Raw genomic sequence first — 22912 nt, 5'->3', positions numbered from 1 at the left:
GTACTTCAATGAATACAAACCAGTTAAAAGCGAAAATTTATAATAAACCATCCGCCTCATATAAATACTCGTAGGATAAATCAATAAAAAGATACAGATTTTGATCTAATGGATAAGAAAAAGTTCTAATCAGCTCACCAGTCTCTATGTCACTATAAACATCACTTAAAAATCCCTTTTGATCAAATCTCATTCTTATAATATTTGCTAAAAAGTATGGTCTCCAACTCCAATTTTTTAAATAATACTGAGGTTGGATTTCCCAATTAGCTTTTTTAAATATATTAACGGATTGCTGAAATCCATCTTCATCACAAATGTATATACGAAAACAACAATCGTCTAACTCCTTTGAAAGTTGTTCAAGTAATTGCTTATAATCAGTATATTGCTTACCAATTTTATTAAGCATTTGCTGGACTCTTAAGTTAAACTTCTCAGTAAAATTATATAATCCTTCAAGTTTTTTCTTCTCAGAGCTTATATAACGCTGAAATTCTAATCTTAGTCTTTCTTTACAATCGTCCCTTTCAATAAAATTACGAGTTGGATTGCTTAAAAAGTATCCCTGATAATATCTCCCACCATTTTTCCATGCATATTGAAGTTGAAAATTAACTTCAATATCCTCGTATAAAAGAGTTGCCCCAATTTTCCTTGCTAACAAAGAAATTGAATAAAGAACATCATAATAAGATTGAAGTGGTGAAGTTAATCGAAGTGGCTGTAAATCTATTTTCAATATATCAGGTGTTAAAAGGCCTATTCGATCTAAATTGCTACCTGCCTTCCCAATATTATCAATAGCAACTTTAATACCATAAGTTCTGTAATATAGTAAAAGATGATACAGTTGTTCAATATCTCCTAGAAAATTATGCTCTGTAATTTCCAGTACAATTTGATCTAAATGTAATCCTTTTTCTTGTTTTTCTATTAAAGTTTGCAAAAAATTTTCACCATGATCAAGCATAAGCAAATTTGCATCACGATTAATGAAAAGCATCAATTCTTGATTATTAAGCTCTAAAAATTCATCTACAGCTATATGTAGTAAATGATCATCGACTTCAATTCGGTATTCATCAGGAATGCTTTCATCATGAAAAAATGAGCCTAGGCTATCTACTTGATCATTGATTTTTATTCTTCCTAAAACCTCATAGCCGATAACTGTTTGTTCATCTGCACTGAAAATTGCTTGATAATATGGAAAAACTTTATCCAAATTCGTTAAAACGTCTAACGGATCCATTGCAATCCCCTCACCTATATCTATCTAGAAAGTAATCATATTATAGCACATTCAAAGAAAAGATTAGACAAAATTGCACCTAAAGGAATTTTTTTACAAAATGATTAAGACTTTCAAATATATTATGAAGGAACAATAAAGCTGCCAAAACACCTACATTATTAAAAGGAATTGATAGCCATTTTTTATCAAATAATCAAACTTCAAATAAGGTTTGATTATCACATTTTAAAATGGTCGTTGATTTAACCACTGACCGCCATCCATTGTGATGCATTCACCGTTTATATAAGATGCTTCATTTGATAATAAGAATGCTGAGAGCGCTGCAATTTCTTCCGGAGTTCCTAATCGACCTAGAGGCACACTATTTAAAGTACGTTTAGCAGCTTCCTCTGATTCCCATAAACGATCGGCTCCACCTGTTCTTTCAATTGGACCAGGCGCGATAGCATTGACTCTAATCCCATATTTACTGCCCCATTCAACAGCAAGTGTTCGTGTCATTGAAAGCACTCCAGCCTTTGCAGCAGCAGAATGAATAACACCTGCCCCGGCTCCCCATGCATATGTAGCCACCATATTTAAAATTGATCCCTTTACTTTTTTCTCAATCCAATACTTTCCGATTGCGGAGGAACAATAAAATGTCCCGTTTAACACAATGTCTATTACGGCCTTCCAACCATTTATAGAAAGATTTTCAGCAGGGCAGATAAAATTTCCTGCAGCATTATTAACAAAACCATCAATTTTTCCAAATTTAGAATCAACGTGCTGAATCATCTCTGATATTTTTTCAGGATCTCTTATATCAAGCTGTATGGGAAGGACCTGTCCATCATATGTTTGAATCTCATTTTTTGCTTCATTCAGCTTTTCTAGCGTTCGCCCAATTATAACAACCTTAGCACCATCTCCAGCAAATCGTTTTGCCATAGCCTTTCCCATCCCACTTGAGCCACCTGTAATAATGATAACATTATCCTTCATAATCATTTTCCCCCTTGTATAATGAATGACTATTCATTCATATCTTAACATAATTACATTTCTGTTTCTATTCAAATAGTATGAAATGGTTCTTTAAATTGAAGCATGATATACTTGTATGGAAGAATTTTTTCAGGTACGGACGAAAAAAAATAAAATCACTTAATATATATGAATAAACACGGAGAAATGGTTGGTAGAAACATGACAAAATTATATTCAAGAAGATCTTTTTTAAAAGGTCTTCTTTCCTTTTCTTTTGCAAGCTTATTAACAGCAGCGGGTGGCTATACATATGCCAGGTATATTGAACCTACTTTTTTAGATAAAAACATTCTTTCCCTGTCACACCCAAACATCCCAAGAGCGTTTGATGGTTTTAAAATTGTACAATTTAGCGATACACACTTAAGTGAATTTTTCACATTAGAACGATTAGAAACAATTGTAAAGGAAATAAATTCTCTTTCTCCTGATCTATTGCTTTTCACTGGTGACTTAATGGACGAACCAAATCAATATGAGAAAATAAATAAGATTGTTCCTGTTCTTGAAAAGTTAGAGGCACCATTTGGAAAATACGCTGTTTACGGGAATCATGACCATGGTGGTTACGGTACTGATATTTATCGAAATGTTATAACGATGTCTGGGTTTACATTATTACAAAATGAGGTTGCAAATGTAAAAATGGTTGATGGAAGTAAAATAGCCATTGCAGGAATTGATGACCTTATGCTTGGGAATCCCAGCTACGAAGGGACATTAGGAAATTTAAATAAAGATATGTTTAATATTCTATTAGCTCATGAACCAGATGCTGCACTTGAATCAAAAAAGTATCCTGTTCACCTACAGCTTTCAGGTCATAGTCACGGCGGACAAATTCAACTGCCCTTTATCGGACCGCTAATTACACCACCTTATGCTACTGAATATATTGAGGGTTTATATGATGTGGAAAAGATGAAGCTATATGTTAATAGGGGATTAGGTACAACCAGACTTCCGTTTAGGTTTTTATCTGTGCCAGAATTAACTCAGTTTACACTCCACTCATTAAAATAGGCTAAAGGATCTAATCCTTTAGCCTATTGGTGATTTCATCGGGTGGGATCGGTTTGCTAAAGTAAAAACCTTGTCCCTTTTGACAGTTTAACGTCTTTAAAAATTTCAGCTGCTCCAACGTTTCAATTCCTTCTGCCACAACAAAGAGTCCCAAATTTTCGGCGATAGAAAGGATTGTTTTGACAATTGCCTCATCTTTTTGATCGGTTAACACTTCTCGAATAAATGATTGGTCAATTTTTAAGGAGTCAATAGGAAATTGTTTTAAATACATTAAAGAAGAATATCCTGTGCCAAAATCATCAATTGAGATAGCCACTCCAATTTCTTTTAACTTTCTCATAATGTGCAATGCTTCATCTACATTTTGTAAGGCACCTTCTGTAATCTCAAATTCAATTTGATTAGGATTTATATCATACTCACTAAATAAGTTCTTTATTTTTTCTACTAAATAAGGTTGTTCAAATTGCTTAGCTGACAGATTTATAGCTAGTACAACTTCACCTAAACCTTCTTTTTTCCATTGCATAAGCTGTTTGCAGGCTTCCTCTATTACCCATTCGCCTATAGAAATAATCAGTCCTGAATCCTCTGCAATGGGCACAAATTTAGCAGGCGAAACATTTCCTAAATGTGAATTTTCCCATCTTAATAATGCTTCATAGCTCACGATCTCATCTGTATGCAAATCAACTTGTGGTTGATAGTGCAATTTTAATTCATTATTTCCAATAGCCCTTCTTAGAGCAGTTTCCATAGATAACAACTCATTGGTGTTTTTATCCATACCCTTATGATAAAGTTGGTATTGCGCCCTGCTTCTTTGCTTTACAACATATAGTGCTTTATCCGCATTCATGATTAATGAGTCTTCATCATGACAATCATCAGGATATATACTTATACCTATGCTAGCTGACACATAGTATAAGTTGTCACTGATAGAAAAAGGGTGTTTAAATATATCCATAATTTGCGAGGCAACCTTACTTGCCACTTCTACATTGGATGATGGCAAAACAATGATGAATTCATCTCCTCCATGACGGTATACGTTAAATTCAGGAGAGTTTATACTTAATAGCCTTTTCCCAACCTCTATTAAGATTTGATCACCATTATTATGTCCAAGAGTATCATTTAACATTTTAAAGCGGTCTAAATCCATAAACATTAAAGCCAAAGATGTTTGGTTTTGTTTAGACATCTTCATAACTTTAGGTAAGTCTTTTTTTAACGCACTTCGATTATACAATCCAGTAAGAGAATCATGATATGCTAGGTGCTCAATTAGCTCTGCATGCTTTGCCTTCTCTGTGATATCCCTTAATATAAAAAAGATCCCACTAACTGTTTCATTTATCATAATAGGCACTGTTTTATAATGAACATTTAATCTGTTTTGCTTTTGAATAAGGACCGCTTCCCCTTCAAAAGATTCTCCATTAATAGATCGTTGAAATGCATGCTGTATTTCTGGATGATAGCTGTATTCAAATAGCGAGAAAACGCTCACATTAATAAGTTCATCATCTACCTTAAGTATTCTTTTAGCCGAATGATTTAACGAACAGATTACTCCATCATTATCAACTGATAAAACTGAATCCATATTGAAGTCAACAAGTGATTTATACATTTGTTGACTTTCTATTAACAAGGTCTTTTCATGAACCCTTTCTGATATATCTCTAGTAACACCAATTATATAAATAACATCGCCATCATCATTTTTTATTGGTGTTAAAATTGTTTCACCATATGCAAAATGGTTTTCATCAATTTTTACTCTATCTTGAAATGTGGTTGCCATTTTATGATTTTTCACAAATGTATATTTCTCATTTAATTCATCCGCAATCTTTGCAGGCTGGAGGTCGTAAAAGGTCTTCCCCGCATAATTATTGTTAAGCTTTGCTCTTATTTTTCCCATCTCATTCACAAATAAGTAAGTAAATGCACCATCATTTTCAACCTTCATAATAAATATCAAATCATTGATATGCTTTAAAATTATTTGAAAAATAAACGACTCAATTACTGATAACTTTTTGTCATTATTGAAGTCTTTTTTTAAGTTTAAAAAATCGGTCATTCCCATCATCCTGTACATGTCTATTTATAGTGTTTAACAATTAACTATGGTTACTATTTAATTTTGTTTGATGCTTAGGATCTTAAATTTAATAGTACCATAATGTCATCATTTAACAACTGCTGCCTAATGAGTTGATAAAAAATTACCTATTAGTATTCCAAGAATACTTCCAACAATGGTTATAAGAAGATACAAAATAAAATGCAAATATTTTTTCTCTTGAACTAACTGTATAGCTTCTATACTAAAAGTAGAATAAGTCGTAAATCCTCCGCAAAAACCTGTGGCTAGAAATAATAGTATGTTTCCGGGTGTGATATTGATAAACAAACCTAATAAGAAAGCTCCCAAAAGGTTTATTAACATGATTGAAATAGGCATTGAAGATTTGAAAGCAGTATATATGTATTCACCTATTAAATATCGTGCTGCCGCGCCAAAAGCACCGCCAATTGCTACAGCTATCATGACTGCGTCTCCTTTTTCACTATAGTACTTGCAATTTTCATTCCTATTAGTACTAGTAAGAAACTTATGATTAGAGTACTTGTAAGGTAGAAAATAGCATGATGTATCGGCATAGTCGTTAATTCCCAACTAAAAGTTGACATCGTTGTTAATCCTCCACAAAATCCTGTACCAAGAAGTAACTTCGATTTCTTATTTTCTCCCCTATTTATAAAGAAGACCGTGAAAAAACCTAATATAAAGCTACCTGTTATGTTAACTGTAAATGTGGAGAATGGTCCATAAGAGTGAACGAAAGAAAACATATATCTGAATATAGAACCTATTGCTCCTCCGATTCCAACAACTAAGCTATTATGAAATTTTTCTTTCATTATAAGTATCCTTTCCATCTAATCTTTCTAAAAAGAGCAACTTTCTCTTATTATCTCAAAAGAAAGGTCTTTCTTTTTGAATGTTATTTATTCTTCATCTTCTAGCACACGATAAGCCTGACCAAAAAGTAATAATTGGCTATCAATCATTGGCTCATCATCCACCTCACGAGTAACATAATGATATACTCCATCTTTGTCCTGCTCTCTTGCCTTTACATTATCAGCTAAATTCGACATTAGGACTTGATTTAAGCGTTTCTTAATTCGGCCATCAAAGATAGGAAATAAAATTTCAACTCGCTTTTCCATATTTCTTGTCATCATATCAGCGGATGATAGGAATGTTTTTTCTTCTCCATTATGGTGAAAGAAATAGATTCTGCTATGCTCTAAAAATCTACCAACAATGCTACGTACCCTTATATTTTCACTTACTCCTTTTATTCCCGGACGTAAACAGCATGTTCCTCTAATAATTAAGTCAATTTTCACTCCAGCGTTTGAAGCTTCATAGAGCTTTGTAATGATGACTTTATCTGTTAAAGAGTTCATTTTTGCAATAATCCGTCCATTTGAAAATCTCTTATGGAAATTAATTTCATCATCTATAAGTTGAATAAAGTCCTTTCGAATGTCAAAAGGTGCTACAGATAAATGGTGAAACTCAGGCTTTTCTGTATAACCACTTAAATAGTTAAAGAAATTAGTAGCATCAATTCCAAATTTCCTTTTCGATGTAAGCAAGCCCATATCTGTATATATTTTTGCTGTTTGATCATTGTAATTACCTGTTCCAAGATGGACAAATCGCTCAATTCGGTTATTTTTTCTTCTAACAACGAGAGTTATTTTACTATGAGTTTTTAAGTAAGTCATCCCATAAATAACGTGACATCCAGCTTTTTCAAGCTCCTTCGCCCATTGGACATTATTTTCCTCATCAAATCGAGCTTTTAACTCAACGAGAACTGTTACTTGCTTCCCATTCTCAGCAGCACGCATAAGCGCCTCAATAATAGGGGAATCACCACTAACCCGATATAAAGTTTGTTTAATAGCAAGCACATCTGGATCATCTGCTGCATCAGAAATAAATTCTACAACAGGCTCAAACGATTCATAAGGATGATGCAAGAAAACATCCTGTTCTGAAACTTTTTCAAAAATATCTTCATCTGAGCCGATATCACGTGGTGGCTGGGGAATAAGTGTTTCAAACAAAAGATCCTCCCTAACTTTAGAGATTTCTTTTGCAAAACCAAATAAGTATGTTAGATCTAGAGGACCATCGATTTCATATACATCTTTTTCATGAATTTCGAGTTCTTCTGTAAGATAACGTAAAATATTACGATCAAATCCTTGTTTTTGGATTTCTAGCCTAACAGCTGCACCCCATTTTCGTTTTTTTAGCTCTTTTTCAATTTCTTTTAATAAATCACGAGCACCTTCTTCATGAATAGTCATATCTGCATTTCTTGTGATCCGGAAAACAGATACAGATACCACCTTATATCCTTTAAAAAGTTTATGGATAAACCTGCTAATAATATCTTCAAGCAGCACAAATTGAGTTGTTCCTGAAGAAGAAAGTTTAACAAAGCGATCTAAAACAGAAGGAACTTGAACAATAGCTGTTTTATATCGATTTTCTTCATATTCATCGTTATCTTCGATGACAATAGCAAGATTTAAGCTTTTATTTAAAAGCATTGGAAACGGCCGATATGCATCAACGGCCATTGGAGTAAGGACAGGGAAAATTTGTTCGTCAAAATATTCCTCAAGAATTTGTAGCTGCTCAGAAGCTACTTCTTCCATCTTTAATAACTGAATCGCTTCTATATCAAGATTTGGGATCAGAAGGTGATTATAAGCTTCATATTGCATTTCAACAAGGCGGTGAGTTCTAATCCCAATTTGGTTAAGTTGTTGTTTTGGGGTCATCCCGGCCTTATTTTCCGGCTTATTAAAACCTGCTTTTACTTGGTCTTTTAATCCCGCTACACGAACCATGAAAAACTCATCTAAATTTGAACTAAATATTGCTAAAAATTTTAACCTTTCTAGTAAAGGGTTACGCTCATCTAGTGCTTCTTCCAAAACTCGTTCGTTAAAAGCAAGCCAGCTTAGTTCTCTGTTGTTATAATATAGCGGACTCTGTAGATCTATAGCGTTTTTATTTAATGTATTCATTTTAAGCCACCCTTTTTCGACAAATATCTATTGTTTACATGATAGCACTATGGTACTAGTCTAATTGTAAAATTTTTGTAAATTTTCATTAATTTTATGTAAATAATAGCTAGCTTATGAATAAATTTAGACAATACCCTTTTTAGATTATCAAGACTTTCCTAACAAGTAGTTCTTACCAACTTAACAGTACAAAAAACAATCATTCGACATTTACTATCAACAGTGATTTATCTTTTTATTCTTCAATAAAATTAATAGATATTGACCTTTTCAATACTTTTTCCAAATGTTTCTTTTGCTTTTCAACTTGATATTGCTCTGGCTTCCAATCTCTGTTACATATAACATTGAAAACCAACTTCCCCTGCTCAAGTTTCAAATCAAGGGTTCTAATAATATTTCTTTTCGTCGCATTTAAGCTATATGCAAATTTTAATATAGCTCCTAACATTCTATACTTTGCTAACTCATCTTTTGTGAACCAATCACTATATGAAGAAACATATCTTTTAAAATTTGTTTTACTTGTATAAGAGGCAATCAATGCGATAATAATACGATCTCGATGAAGCAACCCGTCAATTGTTCTATTAGCTAGGAGGTAGAAAGTATGTTGACTGCTTGATTCCGAGTCAATATATGAGCCAAGGTCATAAACAAATGCCCCTCTTTTAAGTAATAGCTCATCTTCTTTATTAAATGAAGCTAATTCAGCTTTATGAAGAAGAGTAGTTATCATTAATGCATTTGTTGTTACATGAAAAACATGGTTTAAGTTAATGCTGTAATCTGTTGCCAATTCATAGAAACTCTCTTCAATCACATTAGGGAAAATACTTATTCCAAATTCCTTTGTAAGTTCCTCAAAGAAAACACCATCTCGCAAACCTTTTTTACTTAATGCAAACTTATTTGTGTTTACGATCTCAACTAAACAATGAAACACCTCAACAGCAGGAATGATAATATCTGCTCGGTCCTTAGAAAGCCCTTCGACTCGTTGTAACTCTGAAAACGTTAATGACTGTAGATACTGATTGATTTCATTAATGTCCTCATTATTCATCAAATATTGATGAACACCTGCAATTGGGTATCCGATACGTTCTTGGTGTATTTGAACCATATTTCTCGCGCTTCCTCCAATACCGATAATTGGAAGCTTTCTATTTTTTACCCAATCAAGTGTTTGAAACTGTTTATATATATACGCTCTTAATTCTTTTAGTTCATCCGTATTCGGAACGTCACCTTTTATAAATTGTTTTTTCAAAGATAGCGCTCCAAACGGAAAACTGTGATAACTTATTAATTTTCGATTGGCAAAGTACGTAAGTTCTGTACTTCCCCCACCAATATCAATTGTAATACCATGATCAAAAGGTGTTGTATTAACTACAGCTAAATAACCAAAATAGGCTTCTTCATACTCTGATAAGATTCTAATCACAAAGTCAGTCTCAGCTTTTACTTTTTCAAGAACTGCTTGCTGATTTTTGGCTTGGCGAATTGTAGCGGTGGCCACACACTTTACCTCATCTAATTTATGATGATTTGTTACCTCCTTGAAACTAAGAAGCGTGTTAATCAAAATTGACATTCCTTCGTCCATTAACACTCCCTCATCAGATAAATAGTTTCTAAGACGTGCCACTACCTTTACATTTTCAATTTCTTTTAATCTTCCGCTTTTCTCCCGTAAGTAAATAACAAGTCGCATTGTATTTGATCCGATATCAACTATTGCATATTTTTCTTGATTCAATTTCAACACCCTTACATATATAAATTACATACAACTGTGCGAATAAGTTTTAAACATTTATTTTTGATATCTTACAGTAAACGTCATCTTATAGGAATAAATTAATGTACATTATACCATATCCATACATAAGTTATATTGATTTCTTTTTTCACAAAAATCTCTGTATAACAGTGTCTATTATAAATGGAGGTATGAACATGATTCATATTGTTAAACAAGGAGAAAGCCTTGCCCTGATAGCTGCTAATTACCGAACTACTATAAATAAGCTATTAGCAGCAAACTCAATTCAAAATCCTAATATTATCTATATTGGACAAAAAATAACAATTCCAGGATTACCTAATCCTGATACCATTCCTTATTCGATACAAATATCTATATCCAAAAAACGTTTAACCCTAAACAGAAACGGACAAGTTATGAAAGAATACCCTATTGCCGTAGGAAAAATGGTTAGTTCAACACCTGTAGGAGATTTTGTCATTGTAAATCGGGAACCAAACCCTGGTGGACCTTTTGGGGCAATGTGGCTTTCCTTGTCTAAAATCCACTATGGTATACATGGAACAAACAACCCATCTTCTATTGGTAAAGCCGTTTCACAAGGATGTATTAGAATGTATAACAGCGATGTTTTAGAACTGGCTTCACTAGTTCCTAATGGTACTAGTGTCATGATTAGACCTTAAGATTTTATTAAGATTTTGTAATTTACGTATCCAAACGTTATTTGTTACCTTATAATGACAATTGTAGATACGGACGAAGGATATAAGGAGCGAACAAATGAAAATTTTTCGTAATCGTAACTTTGTTAAATTATTCTATGCTGCCCTTTTTTCGCAAATGGGTACAACAATAGGAAATATGGCTTTTGCCTTTTATTTACTGGATCATTTTAGTCATCAGCCTTCTTATGCAACAATAGCAGAGCTGATGTACTCATTACCTACCATTCTCGTTTTTTTCATCGTTGGAGTTGTCGCAGACAGATTTGATCGTAAGAAAGTAGCTGAAAATTGTGACTGGATACGGGCAGCTTTAACCGTTATCTTATTTGGTTCACTGTTTACTAACTCTATCCCTCTTATCTTTCTGGTACTTTTCTTAAGAAGTGCTGTAACAAAATTCTTTTTCCCTGCTGAAAATAGTCTTGTTCAAGGGATTTTAAACAAAGATCAATATGCACAAGCAGCTGGACTAAATCAAATGCTTTTTAGTATTTTTATGGTATTTGGAGTCGGCATAGGTGCTGCAATGTATAAAACAATCGGGATACACGGTGCAGTTGCTGTTGACTTTGTAAGCTTTATTATCTCTGGCTTACTTATTAGGTCATGTCAGATACCATCTTCTGCAAGACTCCCTAACGGAAGGTTAAAATGGAAAGATGTTAGTATTAAATCTTCATTTGTCGACTTTAAAGATGGAATACTCTATATTATTAAAAATCGACTGTTAGCTTCTTTAATCTTTGGTTTTTTTGTTTTTGGCTTTTTTAATGGAGCATTTGCTATTTTACCTATGTTTACAATGAAATATGAACTCTCACCTACAAACTATGAATGGTATGCATCCCTTTTCGCCATTTCTTTAGGTTTAGGGTTATTAACAGGAAGTGGTCTTGGAACATTAATTGCCTCGAAGTTTAAGCCACATCAATTAATGATCTTTCCAATCTTTCTAACAAGTTTGCTCGTTTTCTTTTTAGGTTTTACAGATAAAATATCGACCTTTCTTATAATCGTGTTTATTATTGGGACATGCTTAGGACCAATTAATATAGCAATTGGCGGCTGGATGCCTAAAATTGTTCATCCTAAACTTATGGGCCGTGTTAGTGGCTGGATTGACCCACTAATGATGTTTGCACAATCTATGACATTAGGTCTTATCGCTCTTTTATTTCCGAAAATCATTGAGGAAATTGATTTTCTTTATTACGGAATTGCAGCTATAATTTTACTAGTTTCCCTCTTCTATGCCTTCACATTACCAAAATTAAGTGAGGCATTTGAGAGAAAACAAAGAAAATTAAATCATAATGCTCGTAAAGCTACCAACATCTCCTCAATATAGAAGGATGACTTCACGATGAGTCATCCTTGTCTTTTATTCCCCTTAATATTTTTTATTTTTATCCGATATATATGGAGACACTTTTTCTTTACCATTTATGTTAGGTTGTGAGCAAAATGCGACAGACAATTTTTAAACACTTTTTACTGATACTCCTTAGAAACTATCTATTTGGGTCCTTACTTGCAGTTTTTGGAGTTGGGGCACTTTTCATGTTTACAACAATAGATGTTCAACTAAATGAAACCATTTTATTGGGTAAAATAATGTGCCTTTCACTTTTATGTATGCTTTCACTTGAAAGTATTGTATTTTCACTTATGATCAAGCCAATAAAAAGAACATTCTTGAATGATCAGCCATCACATGAAGACTTAAGATTATCTTATAAACAAGCACATCGATTACCTATTCTTAGTGTTTATAGAATTTTCGGTCCACATTTATTTGGATTTTCTATACCTGCCATGGCAATGAGCTACATTTATATTAACAATGAAATGCTTCCTTTTCCTCTGTATTATGTTGGAATTGCTTTCGGTGCCTCTGTTCTTATAGCAGGGATGCATGCTATTATTGAATTCTTCTTAGCCACGAAGGCCATACAGCCAATACTCGTTTACATTAGAGATCAAAGTCAAAATTTATATAACATGGACTTTTCACATCAATCACATATATACATTTCAATTCAAAAGAAAGTATTGTACAGTGCCATTTTTATAGGTGTTTTTCCTTTGTTATTGTTTAGCTTAGCCACTCATTTTCGATTTACCGAAGCCTCTATCCCATTATTGACAGAATACTGGAGTTGGGCTGTTATCGTTTTAGTTGTTTCGATATTATTTGCTTTTTATGGTGCTTATTTATTATTTCATAATATAGCAGAACCTATCCAAACGCTTGAAAATGCGATGCAACAAATTCAGCAAGGCAACCTTGTTTATCAAAAAGATGTGTATTCTGATGAATTTTCCAAATTAATATCCGGCTATAATCAAATGGTTAGCGGTCTTAAACGAAGAGATCAAATTAACAAACAATTATTAGACAGTCTTTTTACAACACTAGCTTTGGCACTAGATGCACGTGATCCATATACTGCTGGTCATTCAGTACGGGTAGCAAAATATTCAGTATTAATTGGTGAGCAAGCTCAGCTAAATAAGGAAACACTAGATTTATTAAGAAAATCTGCTTTATTACATGATATTGGAAAAATAGGAATTAGAGATGATATCTTATTGAAAGATGGTCGTTTAACGGATGAAGAATTTAATGAGATAAAAACCCATCCTGTTATCGGAGCAACCATTCTCTCCCAAGTTCAGCCTAAAGAGGAGATGGATGCACTTATACCAGGTGTAAAATATCACCATGAACGATATGACGGATTAGGTTATCCGGAAGGTCTTCTAGGGAAAGAGATTCCTCTCTTCGGTAGAATTATGGCCGTTGCCGATGCTTTTGATGCTATGACATCTGATCGTCCATATCGTAAAGGGATGCCTATTCAAAAAGCCCTAGCAATTATAGAAGAAGGAAAAGGGTCTCAATGGGATCCAAAATATGCTCAACTTTTCATAAACTATATGAGACAAAATGAACACTTAGTTAGCGATCAGCTTAAGAAAAGCGTATAACTTTTTTAGAAAATGTATCATAGAAGCATTCGTTTTGACTTATGCTGACTTATGCTTCTATTTACAGACTTTAATGAATTTTTGCAATTAAATACCCTTTTCTAGTTGCATTTTACTACTGACCAAGTATAATTTATATAAGATAGATACAAACTGAAAGTGTAACAAGAAAAGGAGAGAACCAATGGACGATCATAAGCGGCTCGATCCAAGATTAAACCCAACAATTGAAAACCTCGCACGTGCTATTTACGTAGTTAACCGTCATGCAAAAACTGCACCAAACCCAAAATATCTTTATGCTTTAAAAAAGAAAGCATTACTTAAGCTTGTTCAAGAAGGAAAAGCAACTAAAAAAGGACTTCACTTTTCAAATAATCCAAAATTCAGCCAACAGCAATCTGATGTTTTAGTTTTAGCTGGGGAGTATTACTTTCATATGCCTCCTACAAAAGACGACTTCGATCAACTTCCACATTTAGGTTCATTAAATTCAACTTATCGTAACCCAAAAACACACATGTCCTTAACAAAGGCCAAGATTCTCTTACAAAATTATGTTGGAATGAAGGAAGAGAAAAAACCTAACACACACAATTATCGTACGAACAAAGCACGTACATATGAAAAGCCGGTTTTCAAAAGATTAGGCGAGAGCTACAGATAAATACAAAAAAGCCACATAAATGTAAGTGGCTTTTTCTTTTGCCTTTCAGTATGTATTCATCACTGACTAATGCAAATCAGGTAAATTACATTTCTTCTTGAGTAAATAGCCTTTCAACATTACTTCTAAGAATATGAAAAAAATAAGGAACTTCCGTTTCATTTACATTTTTAAATAATGCTTCTGTTAAGCCCTTATAATACCAAGCTTGTTTTTCATACCCTCTATTAAAAAAATCCCAGACTTTGTCTCCATATTGTTGGTAGTAGTTCAGTAAATCCTGACTATTATCTAGTTTATCCGCTGCTATTAATGCTTTAATTTCAAACGATGATTCTTTTGCTTTTAGAATCGTAGCTTGTTTTCTTTGCTCCCATTCCAAATCTTTGTTTTCTGTATTATGTAAAACAAGCTGTAAGATCTCCTCACCAAATATCTCTCTAATATCTTCTTGGGATACGTCTGTATCCTCAATAACATCATGCAAATATCCTGCTGCAACGACGCTATCAGGAAAACCGGATTGTTTAAGTATAGCTGCCACATTTTCTACATGTGTAAAATATGGTTTTCCACTTATTTTTCTTTTTTGTCCATTATGTTCCTTCTTAGCAAGATCTCTTGCTTTTAGGATAATCTCCATTTCTTCACCTTACCCAAAAATAACTAAATGATTGCTTTATTATAAACCAGAGTGATCTCGATCAATTCGTCCCCAATGCACATTTTTTCTTCTAACGAGCAAAAAGACTGCATGTTATGCAGTCTTTCGTATATTAAAGTACATACTGATCGATATTTTGTACAAGAGTGCTAATTTCAGGTTTACTAATTTGCTCACTTGCCCCTACCATCTGTCCCTTATGGCGAAGGTCATTTGTAATTAAGGAAGAAAAAATAATGACTGGTAAAATACTTAATGATGGATCATCCTTTATTCTTCTTGTTAAATGGTGTCCATCCATTTGGGGCATTTCAATATCAGTAATAATTAATTGCACCTCGTCTTCGATTGCTTTGCCTGCCTCTACAATCGACTTTAAATAGGAGAGTGCATCTTTTCCATTTTCAAAAAATTCGATATATTGAAATCCAGCTTCATTAAGTGTTTCCTGTAGTAATTTACGTAATAACGGTGAATCTTCTGCAATAACTAATTTTTTTTCAGATCTTTCTCTTGTCCCGAGCTTTTTTACACTTTCAACATTAATCCCTGACTCTGGATTGATATCAACAACAATTTTTTCAAAGTCTAACAGAAGAATCATCTCTCCGTTAATTTTTACTACTCCTGTAATTTGACTTTCCAAGCCTTGATACATTCCAGATGGCTTTTCAATTTTATCCCATGAAATTCGGTGAATTTGTGTAACTGCATGTACATGAAAAACAACTTTTGTTTGATTAAATTCTGTCACTATAAATTTTTCATCTTTTACTGCTTCATCTTGTCCAAAACCTAACGCTCTAGAAACGCTTACGACAGGCAAAATTTCGCCTCTGATATCTATTATTCCTTCCACATTTGGATGTGAATGTGGTATTTGCGTTACTTGTACTGGCTGAATAATCTCTTTTACTTTAATAACATTAATACCAAATTTATTTTTACCTACACTAAACTCTACAATTTCAAGTTCATTTGTTCCACTCTCAAGTAAAATCCCTTTTTGTTGATCCATTTTCTTCTTCCTTCCATCTAAATACATTTGTACTTATTATATCGGCAAATATTTTAAAAACTTAAAGGATTTTATTGGAGTTTATAAGAAATACCAAGTCTTAGCAGTTGTTTTAGTATTTAAATTGAACATCTTAATTCAGTCTATAAGCAAAAGCTTGGATTTCATTCCAAGCTTTTATATTAATATAAATAATTTAATACTCTTTCATCTGCCAGATTAGTGTCTATCTGGCATTTCGTTGCACCCCTACCATATTGCCATACCCAAACATTTGCCTTACAATTTGGAGTTGCCGGATTAAATCTAGGGGCTTTTCTTTCTGATGTTACTCCAGGTTCAGGTTCCGTACTCCATAAAATCGCTTCTAGGGCAATCTCTTTATTTTGCTGAACAGCCTGACAATAAGCTTGAGTAAAATCTCCTTCTACCGGATCATGATAAAATCCCGATCGATATCCGGTCGGTAATAGTGTTTCGACCCATCCTCTTATCCAAGCTGAATCAACATTAAAGAAATTCTCAACATTTGCAAACAGAACGGTTCCTTTAGGTAAATCTAGCCTTCTAGCATGATAAACAGCATTTCTTACAGCAATTTGTGCTTCATCATAGCCGACGGCTTCTCTAATAACATTATAAATAGGTAATACTTTTATTCCCTTGCTTCTGATTAATGTAATTTCCTGTTTAGTTAAACCGTTTGAAACGTTAGGAATATCTGTTAAGTATCTCCCCCAAAACTTAGGTGAACCAAAACGTTTTTTTACACAATCTAATAACTCTTGATTAACTGTATTTGCTGAATCAACACCCCAAACTTTTCGTGCCAGAGACACCACACCCTTTCTCTACGCTCTACACATGTATATGAAAGATCAGGGTTGTCTCAAACATATAATTAATAAATCCCCCTCTTTTCACTCCATTTCCATTCATTCAACCTCACTTCTAAACTTGTTTTATTTAAAAATTATGAAACGAAATAGCCTTATTGAGTTCATAATTGGTCTATTTTCTAAGTTGTTTACATGTTTATATAAAATCTATGACATGATAGTAATGTACTTTGTAAATATAAAGAAATAAAAATGAAATGCAATTTTGTGACACTCTTGTTATAATCCTGTTGTGAATCGTTTTATCGGTTTCAACGGGTTGGGTTGAGGGGCACAATTAAGGAAGGTCTACATTGGATAAGTTTTTTCGATTAACTGAAAATAAAACGTCTATAAAACAGGAAATACTTGCTGGATCCGTTTCTTTTTTCACTATAGTCTATATTGTCGTTGTTAATGCTTCTATCTTAGCAGATGCCGGGATACCTTTAGAAGCAGGGATAATAGCAACAGTTCTAACATCTGTCGCGGGTTGTTTCATTATGGGGTTATTCGGAAATACGCCTATAATTCTTGTGCCAGGCATGGGAGTAAACGCACTTTTTACTTACACTATTGTGTTGGGGATGGGGCTAACTTGGCAAGAAGGTTTGGCCGTTGTCTTTGTTTCCGGTATTCTTTTTACTATTATTGCCTTTACAAAGCTTTCAACAATAATCTCGGAGTCAATTCCACTTTCTTTAAAAGAAGCCATAACAGTTGGAATTGGGTTTTTCTTAACGTTTATAGGTCTACAAAAAGGCGGCATTGTTGTTTTAAGTAAAGAAACATACGTAGCTTTAGGTGATTTTAGTGAACCCACTGTCTTTTTGACTCTCATCACTTTAATCGCAACTGTTATATTATTTTCCAAACAAATACCTGGTAACTTTCTAATTAGTATTTTATTTGGGACAATTCTTTCAGCATGCTTTGGTCAGCTCAACTATGATTTTACTTTTAAATCAGTTGATGCATTTGTTATGTATAAAGAGGTTTTTTTTGCTATGTCTTTTGCAAATATGATTGATATAGCTTTCTGGACAGCAACATTTTCTTTAACAATGGTTATCGTATTTGAAAACATTGGCTTAGTATTTGGTCAGGTACATATGATTGATCGTCCACAGCGATATAATCGATCTTTACAAGCTAACGCATTATCAACAATTACCTCTGGGATTTTTGGCTCAAGCCCAACGGTAAGTACTGTTGAGACAGCAGCTGGAATTACCGCTGGTGGAAGAACTGGTTTAACATCACTTACAACAGGAGTTTTGTTTTTAACTTCACTTTTATTTTTACCATTTGTAAGAATAATTCCCGATAGCGCGATAGCTCCTATACTAATATTAATTGGAAGTTTAATGATACAAAATATCCAGCATATTGATTTAAATGACTTTAGTGAGAGCTTCCCAGCATTCCTGATTATTGCATTAATACCATTTACCTATAGTATTGTAGATGGTATGGCATTCGGCTTTATTATGTATCCGATCTTAAAGATTGTACTTAAAAGACAAACAGATGTTAAACCACCTCTTTATATTATTGCATTGTTATTTTTGTTAAACTTTATCTTTCATTCACTTCATTAGGACAGACGGATATGTCTGTCTTTTTTATTTTTTGATCCGTACTCATTTCGAATAAATTGCACGCTGATTTAACAAAATAAGCATGAGTTATGATAAAAGTCGCGAGGTGGATTATGAAATATCTTGTTATATTTATGACTGTTCTACTTTGTACAGCTTGTAATACGAATAACCAAGATGAAGCAATGAATGGATCAGAAGTAGAGCAGGAACAAGGCTTACTTCAAACAGGAAACGATGAAATAAAGAGAAATGATGACCTACTAGTTGAATCAAGAGAAGAAGTAAATTTAGATGAAAACGATGATCCGCTACATCCTACTGAAGCTGAGAAATTAGTTAAGAAGAAGATAGGTTCGGAACATAATGAAAACACAATTGTTCAATATGATCACTTAGAGAATGGCCATTATATAATCCATGTATATTCACTTGATGGTGAAAAAGAAAATAGTGAAGCATGGTACATGGTAGACTTAACAACCCAAAAGGTCGAAAAATTACAACGATAATAAAAAGAAGCTGACATAGAGTTGTCAGCTTCAGGTTGTAGACGAAAGGGGGTTTGGAATGGTCATATTTCAAACCCCTTTTGTCTTTGGGTATAGACTGTTTTTATGCTTTTTATGCTTTAACTGTACCCTCCAATGTCCATCCTTCTTTGTTGGTCGTGGAATACTTCAGGACCACTCCAACCCCATGCGCTATATAAGTCCATTTTATATTATGTTTTATTACTGCTGCACATAAAATTTAAAGTTTCTGTTGATTGAAGTGTGGAAGGCGCGCAGACTCCTGCGGGAGCAGCTGGACAGGTGAGACCCCGCAGGAGCTAGCGACGAGGAGGCTCACCGCCAGCCCCGCGGAAAGCGAAGCGCCTGGAACGGAAATCAACAGCCAGCTTTCCACCTCAAACCAAAATAAAAAGACTCTAGGCAAGCCCGATTTTTATCGAGTTTGTCTACAGTCTGAAGATGACAAAGAGTTGTTAGCTTTTTATTTATGAAAAGTAACAGCTAGACTAATTGAAAAGTAACTGTAACAGCAGTTCCTTTTCCTAATTCACTACTATATTCTATCGTTCCTCCAATTTGTCGAATTAGCCGATTTGTGATCATACTTCCTAAACCTGTACCTTTTGTTTTGGTTGTGTAAAAAGGTAAACCAATATGCTTTAATTCTTCTTTTGTCATCCCTTTTCCATTATCTTCAATGGTAATAACAGCCCTTCCTTCATTTCGATCTATATCAGTTCGAATAACGATCACTCCATATTCTTCAATGGACTCAATCGCATTTTTTATAATATTTAGTAAAGATTGTTTTATATGCTGTATATCCCCATTTACAAAGCAACTTTCTTTAAAAGGAGTAAACTCAATGGATACGTTTGAGAAGGTGCCTAAAGGACGTAATAATTCTATAGAATCACTTAGGATTGCATTTAGTTCTACCTTCGTTAATTCAAAAGACTCTGGTTTCGCTAACTTCAAATAATTAGTAATGATATTATTTGTGCGATCCAATTCCTCCAGTATAAGAGGAGCAAACTTTTTTAATTTTTGGTCAAAAGTATCTTGTTGAATTAACTGGATAAAACCTCTTACAGTAGTGATAGGATTACGTATTTCATGAGCAATTGATGCTGCCATTTGACCTGTTGTTGTAAGCTTATCCATATAAACCATTTCATCAAATTGTTTATTGGACTTCATTAAGGTTTCAATGATAAAGATCGTAGCCATATATGTACCATAAAAGGCTAAAAAATAAATATAGTAAAACTTCGCATCTAAGAAATCGATATTAATATAAATCACGATTATATAAAATAAAAAATAAATTATTGAAATATATGAAGCACTTACAAAACGATTTGTTGCATTCAAATACTGTTTTCTAAACAATAAAGAAATAACAAAAGCACCTATAGAAACAATAATTCCAATATGTAAAAAAGATCCTCCGATAATAAATCGGGCAATTGATACAATCGTAACAATAATACTCCCAGGAATCCACCCAGCATATAAGGTTACAACCATAATAGCAATCATACGCAAATCAAAATTTGTTTCTCCTAACGTCTCTATAGGATAAGCCATACATAACAATGCACCAAATGCACCTAAAAAACCATATATTGATTTATATTTTAAGGTTAGTTTAACGTTTTTTTGAAATGGTAAGAACAAATTAGCATTAAATGTTAATGAAAATAAAATGGTAATATTCACAATAAGTGGTTTTATAAGTGATAACAAAATGATCCTCCAATGATGATATTCAATAATTCTTATAATAAGTATAGGATATCAATGTTTTAGGAAAAAAAGCAATATAGATATTTATACCTATTTACTTCACTTGAATAAGAGAAATCATTTATATTATTTTTCAAAATTGAAAAATTTACATTTATTTAACAAAAATTTTCTGTTTTTATAGTAAAATAGTAGGTAATACATCAGCCTGTTCATCAAATAGGAGTCGTGAATAAATGGTAACCATAGGAGATATTATCGAAAACGTACCAGTTGTTTCAATTAAAACCAAGAGTTCTGAGGTAAATCAGATTTTTGAAGATTTACCCGATCTTGAAGGAATCGTCGTTGCCAGTGAAAATCAACCAGTTGGACTTGTCATGAAAGCACAATTTTACCAGAAAATTTCTACCAAATACGGTTTTGATCTTTTTATGGGGAGATCAATTGACCTAGTCATGGACACAGCTCCACTTATGGTCGAACATACTGAATCGATTGCTGTCGTTAGTTCAAAAGCAATGGGACGAAGCCAAAAAAACCTGTATGATTATGTAGTTGTAACGAAAGATCAAATGCTAAAGGGGATAGTCAGCATTAAAAACCTGCTCATTAAACTAGCAGAAGTACAAGTAAATCAAGCAATGTATACTAACCCCTTATCAGGATTACCTGGAAATGTTCTTATTGAAGAAAAGATGAATGAATTTCTGAAAAATAAACAAAAAGAATTTTCATTTCTTTATGTTGACCTTGATCATTTCAAGGAATACAACGACACATATGGATTTAAAAAGGGTGATTTGTTAATAAAAGAAGTAGCCAACCTATTAAGCAAAAACATTCTATTAATTGATGATAGAGATGCCTTTGTTGGACACATTGGTGGAGATGATTTTGTAGCAATTCTTCCTCATTACCATTATGAAGAGATTTGCCAGCTTATTATCCAAGAATATGAAATTCGCATTAAACAATATTATGACCCTCATGACTGGAACAATAAGTATGTTTACACAAAAGACCGTAACGGTAAGTTCAACAAAATACCATTAGTAGCTCTCTCTATAGCTACTATTACAAATCAAAATCATATTTACCATTCAATTGATGAGATTAGTAAAATTGCTGCAGAAGTAAAGAAACTCTGTAAGTTACAAGAAGATAGCTGTTATGTTAGCTATGATTTAAATGCTAAAAGAGATTGTTGTACACCGCAACAATAATAAGTAAAGATAATGGAGAAGAAATTTCTTTTTCATTATCTTTTTTTATTCCACCGTGCTTTATCAGAAAAAATAACCTGCCTCACTTATCAATAAAAAAACAAATCCGGGACACTCACCTATCTAGTTTTATTGCATATTGTAATACGAAGGTTCATGAAAGGAGAGAAAAATATGTATCCATATCGTCAGTTTTCAATTCAAGTGCCCGGATTCCCGCCTTATGGGCCACCGGTTGGTAATGGTTTTGATCAATATCCTTTTGGTCCACAAAATGATTTTGATCAACAAGCTCCATTTGGACCACCTGGCTACGGTCAAGGTGGGTTTGGAGGTGGGTTTGATCAAGCAGGTCCTCCCCCTGGTCCACCACCAAGTGAAATTCCACCACTTCAATCACAAGGTCAAGCAAGTGTATTTGCTGTAGATCCAGGTGGAATTCGTGGTTGTTTATATCGATACACATTTATTCGTTTAAACAATGGACGTGGCTTCTGGTTTTATCCAACATTTGTAGGGCGCAACTCTATCGCGGGATATCGTTGGCGCAGACGTCAATATCGTTGGGTTTATTTTGGTATTGATTTAGATCGTATTCAATCATTTAGTTGTCGTTAACACTTAAAGGAACCGTTGTTAC

The 22912-nt window shown here is 33.5% G+C and carries 20 protein-coding genes; 9 read left to right on the top strand and 11 right to left on the bottom strand.

The genetic code is table 11. From position 1 onward, the window contains the following. Positions 1-37: 37 nt before the first annotated feature. Together ACEWK1_RS01655 and fadH are read right to left on the bottom strand one after the other, a co-directional pair. A complete protein-coding gene (locus ACEWK1_RS01655; RefSeq protein ID WP_251393793.1) occupies positions 38-1255 on the bottom strand; it encodes an EAL-associated domain-containing protein in 1218 nt (405 codons plus the stop codon). 228 nt (positions 1256-1483) lie between these two features. Continuing rightward, positions 1484-2248, bottom strand: coding sequence for a 2,4-dienoyl-CoA reductase (gene fadH, locus ACEWK1_RS01650; RefSeq protein WP_212134316.1), 765 nt, complete (start codon positions 2246-2248; stop codon positions 1484-1486). A gap of 204 nt (positions 2249-2452) precedes the next feature. Between fadH and ACEWK1_RS01645 the strand changes: the two genes are divergently transcribed. Further along, complete coding sequence (locus tag ACEWK1_RS01645; RefSeq protein ID WP_416635404.1) at positions 2453-3316, top strand: metallophosphoesterase; 864 nt, start codon at positions 2453-2455, stop codon at positions 3314-3316. Positions 3317-3326: 10 nt separating this feature from the next. On the opposite strand, the gene ACEWK1_RS01640 is transcribed toward ACEWK1_RS01645, so the two are convergent. The 5 genes from ACEWK1_RS01640 to ppx form a co-directional block, all read right to left on the bottom strand. Next, positions 3327-5414, bottom strand: a complete 2088-nt coding sequence (locus tag ACEWK1_RS01640) for a bifunctional diguanylate cyclase/phosphodiesterase (RefSeq protein ID WP_162987280.1) — start codon at positions 5412-5414, stop codon at positions 3327-3329. Positions 5415-5540: 126 nt separating this feature from the next. Further along, positions 5541-5885, bottom strand: coding sequence for a fluoride efflux transporter CrcB (crcB, locus tag ACEWK1_RS01635; RefSeq protein WP_121661188.1), 345 nt, complete (start codon positions 5883-5885; stop codon positions 5541-5543). Beyond that, entirely contained in the window at positions 5882-6259 is a 378-nt protein-coding gene (locus tag ACEWK1_RS01630) for a fluoride efflux transporter FluC (RefSeq protein WP_162987279.1), read from the bottom strand. The genes crcB and ACEWK1_RS01630 overlap by 4 nt, the downstream gene beginning before the upstream one ends. A gap of 87 nt (positions 6260-6346) precedes the next feature. Next, positions 6347-8458 (bottom strand): RNA degradosome polyphosphate kinase, encoded by a 2112-nt coding sequence (locus ACEWK1_RS01625; RefSeq protein ID WP_416635401.1) that lies wholly within the window; start codon positions 8456-8458, stop codon positions 6347-6349. 238 nt (positions 8459-8696) lie between these two features. Beyond that, positions 8697-10226 (bottom strand): exopolyphosphatase, encoded by a 1530-nt coding sequence (gene ppx / locus ACEWK1_RS01620; RefSeq protein ID WP_121661185.1) that lies wholly within the window; start codon positions 10224-10226, stop codon positions 8697-8699. A gap of 200 nt (positions 10227-10426) precedes the next feature. Between ppx and ACEWK1_RS01615 the strand changes: the two genes are divergently transcribed. From ACEWK1_RS01615 to ACEWK1_RS01600, 4 genes are all read left to right on the top strand, one after another. Then, positions 10427-10921, top strand: a complete 495-nt coding sequence (locus ACEWK1_RS01615) for a L,D-transpeptidase family protein (RefSeq protein WP_121661184.1) — start codon at positions 10427-10429, stop codon at positions 10919-10921. Positions 10922-11018: 97 nt separating this feature from the next. Next, on the top strand, positions 11019-12311 hold the full coding sequence (locus ACEWK1_RS01610; RefSeq protein ID WP_121661183.1) for an MFS transporter: 1293 nt from the start codon (positions 11019-11021) through the stop codon (positions 12309-12311). 212 nt (positions 12312-12523) lie between these two features. Next, on the top strand, positions 12524-13954 hold the full coding sequence (locus ACEWK1_RS01605; protein ID WP_257535973.1) for an HD domain-containing phosphohydrolase: 1431 nt from the start codon (positions 12524-12526) through the stop codon (positions 13952-13954). A gap of 184 nt (positions 13955-14138) precedes the next feature. Then, positions 14139-14621 (top strand): YkyB family protein, encoded by a 483-nt coding sequence (locus ACEWK1_RS01600; protein ID WP_121661181.1) that lies wholly within the window; start codon positions 14139-14141, stop codon positions 14619-14621. An 85-nt stretch (positions 14622-14706) separates the two neighbouring features. Here ACEWK1_RS01600 and ACEWK1_RS01595 read toward each other — a convergent pair whose 3' ends face one another. From ACEWK1_RS01595 to ACEWK1_RS01585, 3 genes are all read right to left on the bottom strand, one after another. Beyond that, positions 14707-15264 carry an HD domain-containing protein gene (locus tag ACEWK1_RS01595; RefSeq protein ID WP_257535972.1) on the bottom strand — a complete coding sequence of 186 codons (558 nt, stop codon included), beginning with the start codon at positions 15262-15264 and terminating at the stop codon, positions 14707-14709. A 133-nt stretch (positions 15265-15397) separates the two neighbouring features. Then, the gene (locus ACEWK1_RS01590; RefSeq protein WP_121661180.1) at positions 15398-16303 is read right to left on the bottom strand and encodes a chemotaxis protein; all 906 of its coding nucleotides are present in this window, start codon (positions 16301-16303) and stop codon (positions 15398-15400) included. A gap of 182 nt (positions 16304-16485) precedes the next feature. After that, entirely contained in the window at positions 16486-17136 is a 651-nt protein-coding gene (locus ACEWK1_RS01585) for a glycoside hydrolase domain-containing protein (RefSeq protein ID WP_121664921.1), read from the bottom strand. Between the two features lie 359 nt (positions 17137-17495). Here ACEWK1_RS01585 and ACEWK1_RS01580 point away from each other — a divergent pair, with 359 nt between their 5' ends. Together ACEWK1_RS01580 and ACEWK1_RS01575 are read left to right on the top strand one after the other, a co-directional pair. Next, the gene (locus ACEWK1_RS01580; protein ID WP_121661179.1) at positions 17496-18782 is read left to right on the top strand and encodes an NCS2 family permease; all 1287 of its coding nucleotides are present in this window, start codon (positions 17496-17498) and stop codon (positions 18780-18782) included. Between the two features lie 113 nt (positions 18783-18895). Further along, on the top strand, positions 18896-19294 hold the full coding sequence (locus ACEWK1_RS01575; protein WP_121661178.1) for a hypothetical protein: 399 nt from the start codon (positions 18896-18898) through the stop codon (positions 19292-19294). Between the two features lie 504 nt (positions 19295-19798). Here the strand turns inward: ACEWK1_RS01575 and ACEWK1_RS01570 are convergent. Then, a complete protein-coding gene (locus ACEWK1_RS01570) occupies positions 19799-21046 on the bottom strand; it encodes an ATP-binding protein (RefSeq protein WP_416635395.1) in 1248 nt (415 codons plus the stop codon). A 236-nt stretch (positions 21047-21282) separates the two neighbouring features. Here ACEWK1_RS01570 and ACEWK1_RS01565 point away from each other — a divergent pair, with 236 nt between their 5' ends. Beyond that, on the top strand, positions 21283-22272 hold the full coding sequence (locus ACEWK1_RS01565; protein ID WP_121661176.1) for a GGDEF domain-containing protein: 990 nt from the start codon (positions 21283-21285) through the stop codon (positions 22270-22272). Positions 22273-22446: 174 nt separating this feature from the next. Then, positions 22447-22890: a hypothetical protein gene (locus ACEWK1_RS01560; RefSeq protein ID WP_232273519.1), complete on the top strand. Its 444-nt coding sequence runs from the start codon at positions 22447-22449 to the stop codon at positions 22888-22890. The last annotated feature ends 22 nt before the right edge of the window (positions 22891-22912 follow it).

Source organism: Metabacillus sp. YM-086, from assembly GCF_048059995.1.
Lineage (GTDB): Bacteria > Bacillota > Bacilli > Bacillales > Bacillaceae > Metabacillus > Metabacillus litoralis_B.
Note: the sequence above shows the minus strand (reverse complement) of the source record. Positions and strands in the feature narration are given on the sequence as shown.

What these genes read in the sequence shown, in the direction of transcription:
- ACEWK1_RS01655 (WP_251393793.1), bottom strand. Translation starts at nt 1,255, where the DNA reads ATGGATCCGTTAGACGTTTTAACGAATTTGGATAAAGTTTTTCCATAT.
- fadH (WP_212134316.1), bottom strand. Translation starts at nt 2,248, where the DNA reads ATGAAGGATAATGTTATCATTATTACAGGTGGCTCAAGTGGGATGGGA.
- ACEWK1_RS01645 (WP_416635404.1), top strand. Translation starts at nt 2,453, where the DNA reads ATGACAAAATTATATTCAAGAAGATCTTTTTTAAAAGGTCTTCTTTCC.
- ACEWK1_RS01640 (WP_162987280.1), bottom strand. Translation starts at nt 5,414, where the DNA reads ATGACCGATTTTTTAAACTTAAAAAAAGACTTCAATAATGACAAAAAG.
- crcB (WP_121661188.1), bottom strand. Translation starts at nt 5,885, where the DNA reads ATGATAGCTGTAGCAATTGGCGGTGCTTTTGGCGCGGCAGCACGATAT.
- ACEWK1_RS01630 (WP_162987279.1), bottom strand. Translation starts at nt 6,259, where the DNA reads ATGAAAGAAAAATTTCATAATAGCTTAGTTGTTGGAATCGGAGGAGCA.
- ACEWK1_RS01625 (WP_416635401.1), bottom strand. Translation starts at nt 8,458, where the DNA reads ATGAATACATTAAATAAAAACGCTATAGATCTACAGAGTCCGCTATAT.
- ACEWK1_RS01615 (WP_121661184.1), top strand. Translation starts at nt 10,427, where the DNA reads ATGATTCATATTGTTAAACAAGGAGAAAGCCTTGCCCTGATAGCTGCT.
- ACEWK1_RS01610 (WP_121661183.1), top strand. Translation starts at nt 11,019, where the DNA reads ATGAAAATTTTTCGTAATCGTAACTTTGTTAAATTATTCTATGCTGCC.
- ACEWK1_RS01605 (WP_257535973.1), top strand. Translation starts at nt 12,524, where the DNA reads ATGTTTACAACAATAGATGTTCAACTAAATGAAACCATTTTATTGGGT.
- ACEWK1_RS01600 (WP_121661181.1), top strand. Translation starts at nt 14,139, where the DNA reads ATGGACGATCATAAGCGGCTCGATCCAAGATTAAACCCAACAATTGAA.
- ACEWK1_RS01595 (WP_257535972.1), bottom strand. Translation starts at nt 15,264, where the DNA reads ATGGAGATTATCCTAAAAGCAAGAGATCTTGCTAAGAAGGAACATAAT.
- ACEWK1_RS01590 (WP_121661180.1), bottom strand. Translation starts at nt 16,303, where the DNA reads ATGGATCAACAAAAAGGGATTTTACTTGAGAGTGGAACAAATGAACTT.
- ACEWK1_RS01575 (WP_121661178.1), top strand. Translation starts at nt 18,896, where the DNA reads ATGAAATATCTTGTTATATTTATGACTGTTCTACTTTGTACAGCTTGT.
- ACEWK1_RS01565 (WP_121661176.1), top strand. Translation starts at nt 21,283, where the DNA reads ATGGTAACCATAGGAGATATTATCGAAAACGTACCAGTTGTTTCAATT.
- ACEWK1_RS01560 (WP_232273519.1), top strand. Translation starts at nt 22,447, where the DNA reads ATGTATCCATATCGTCAGTTTTCAATTCAAGTGCCCGGATTCCCGCCT.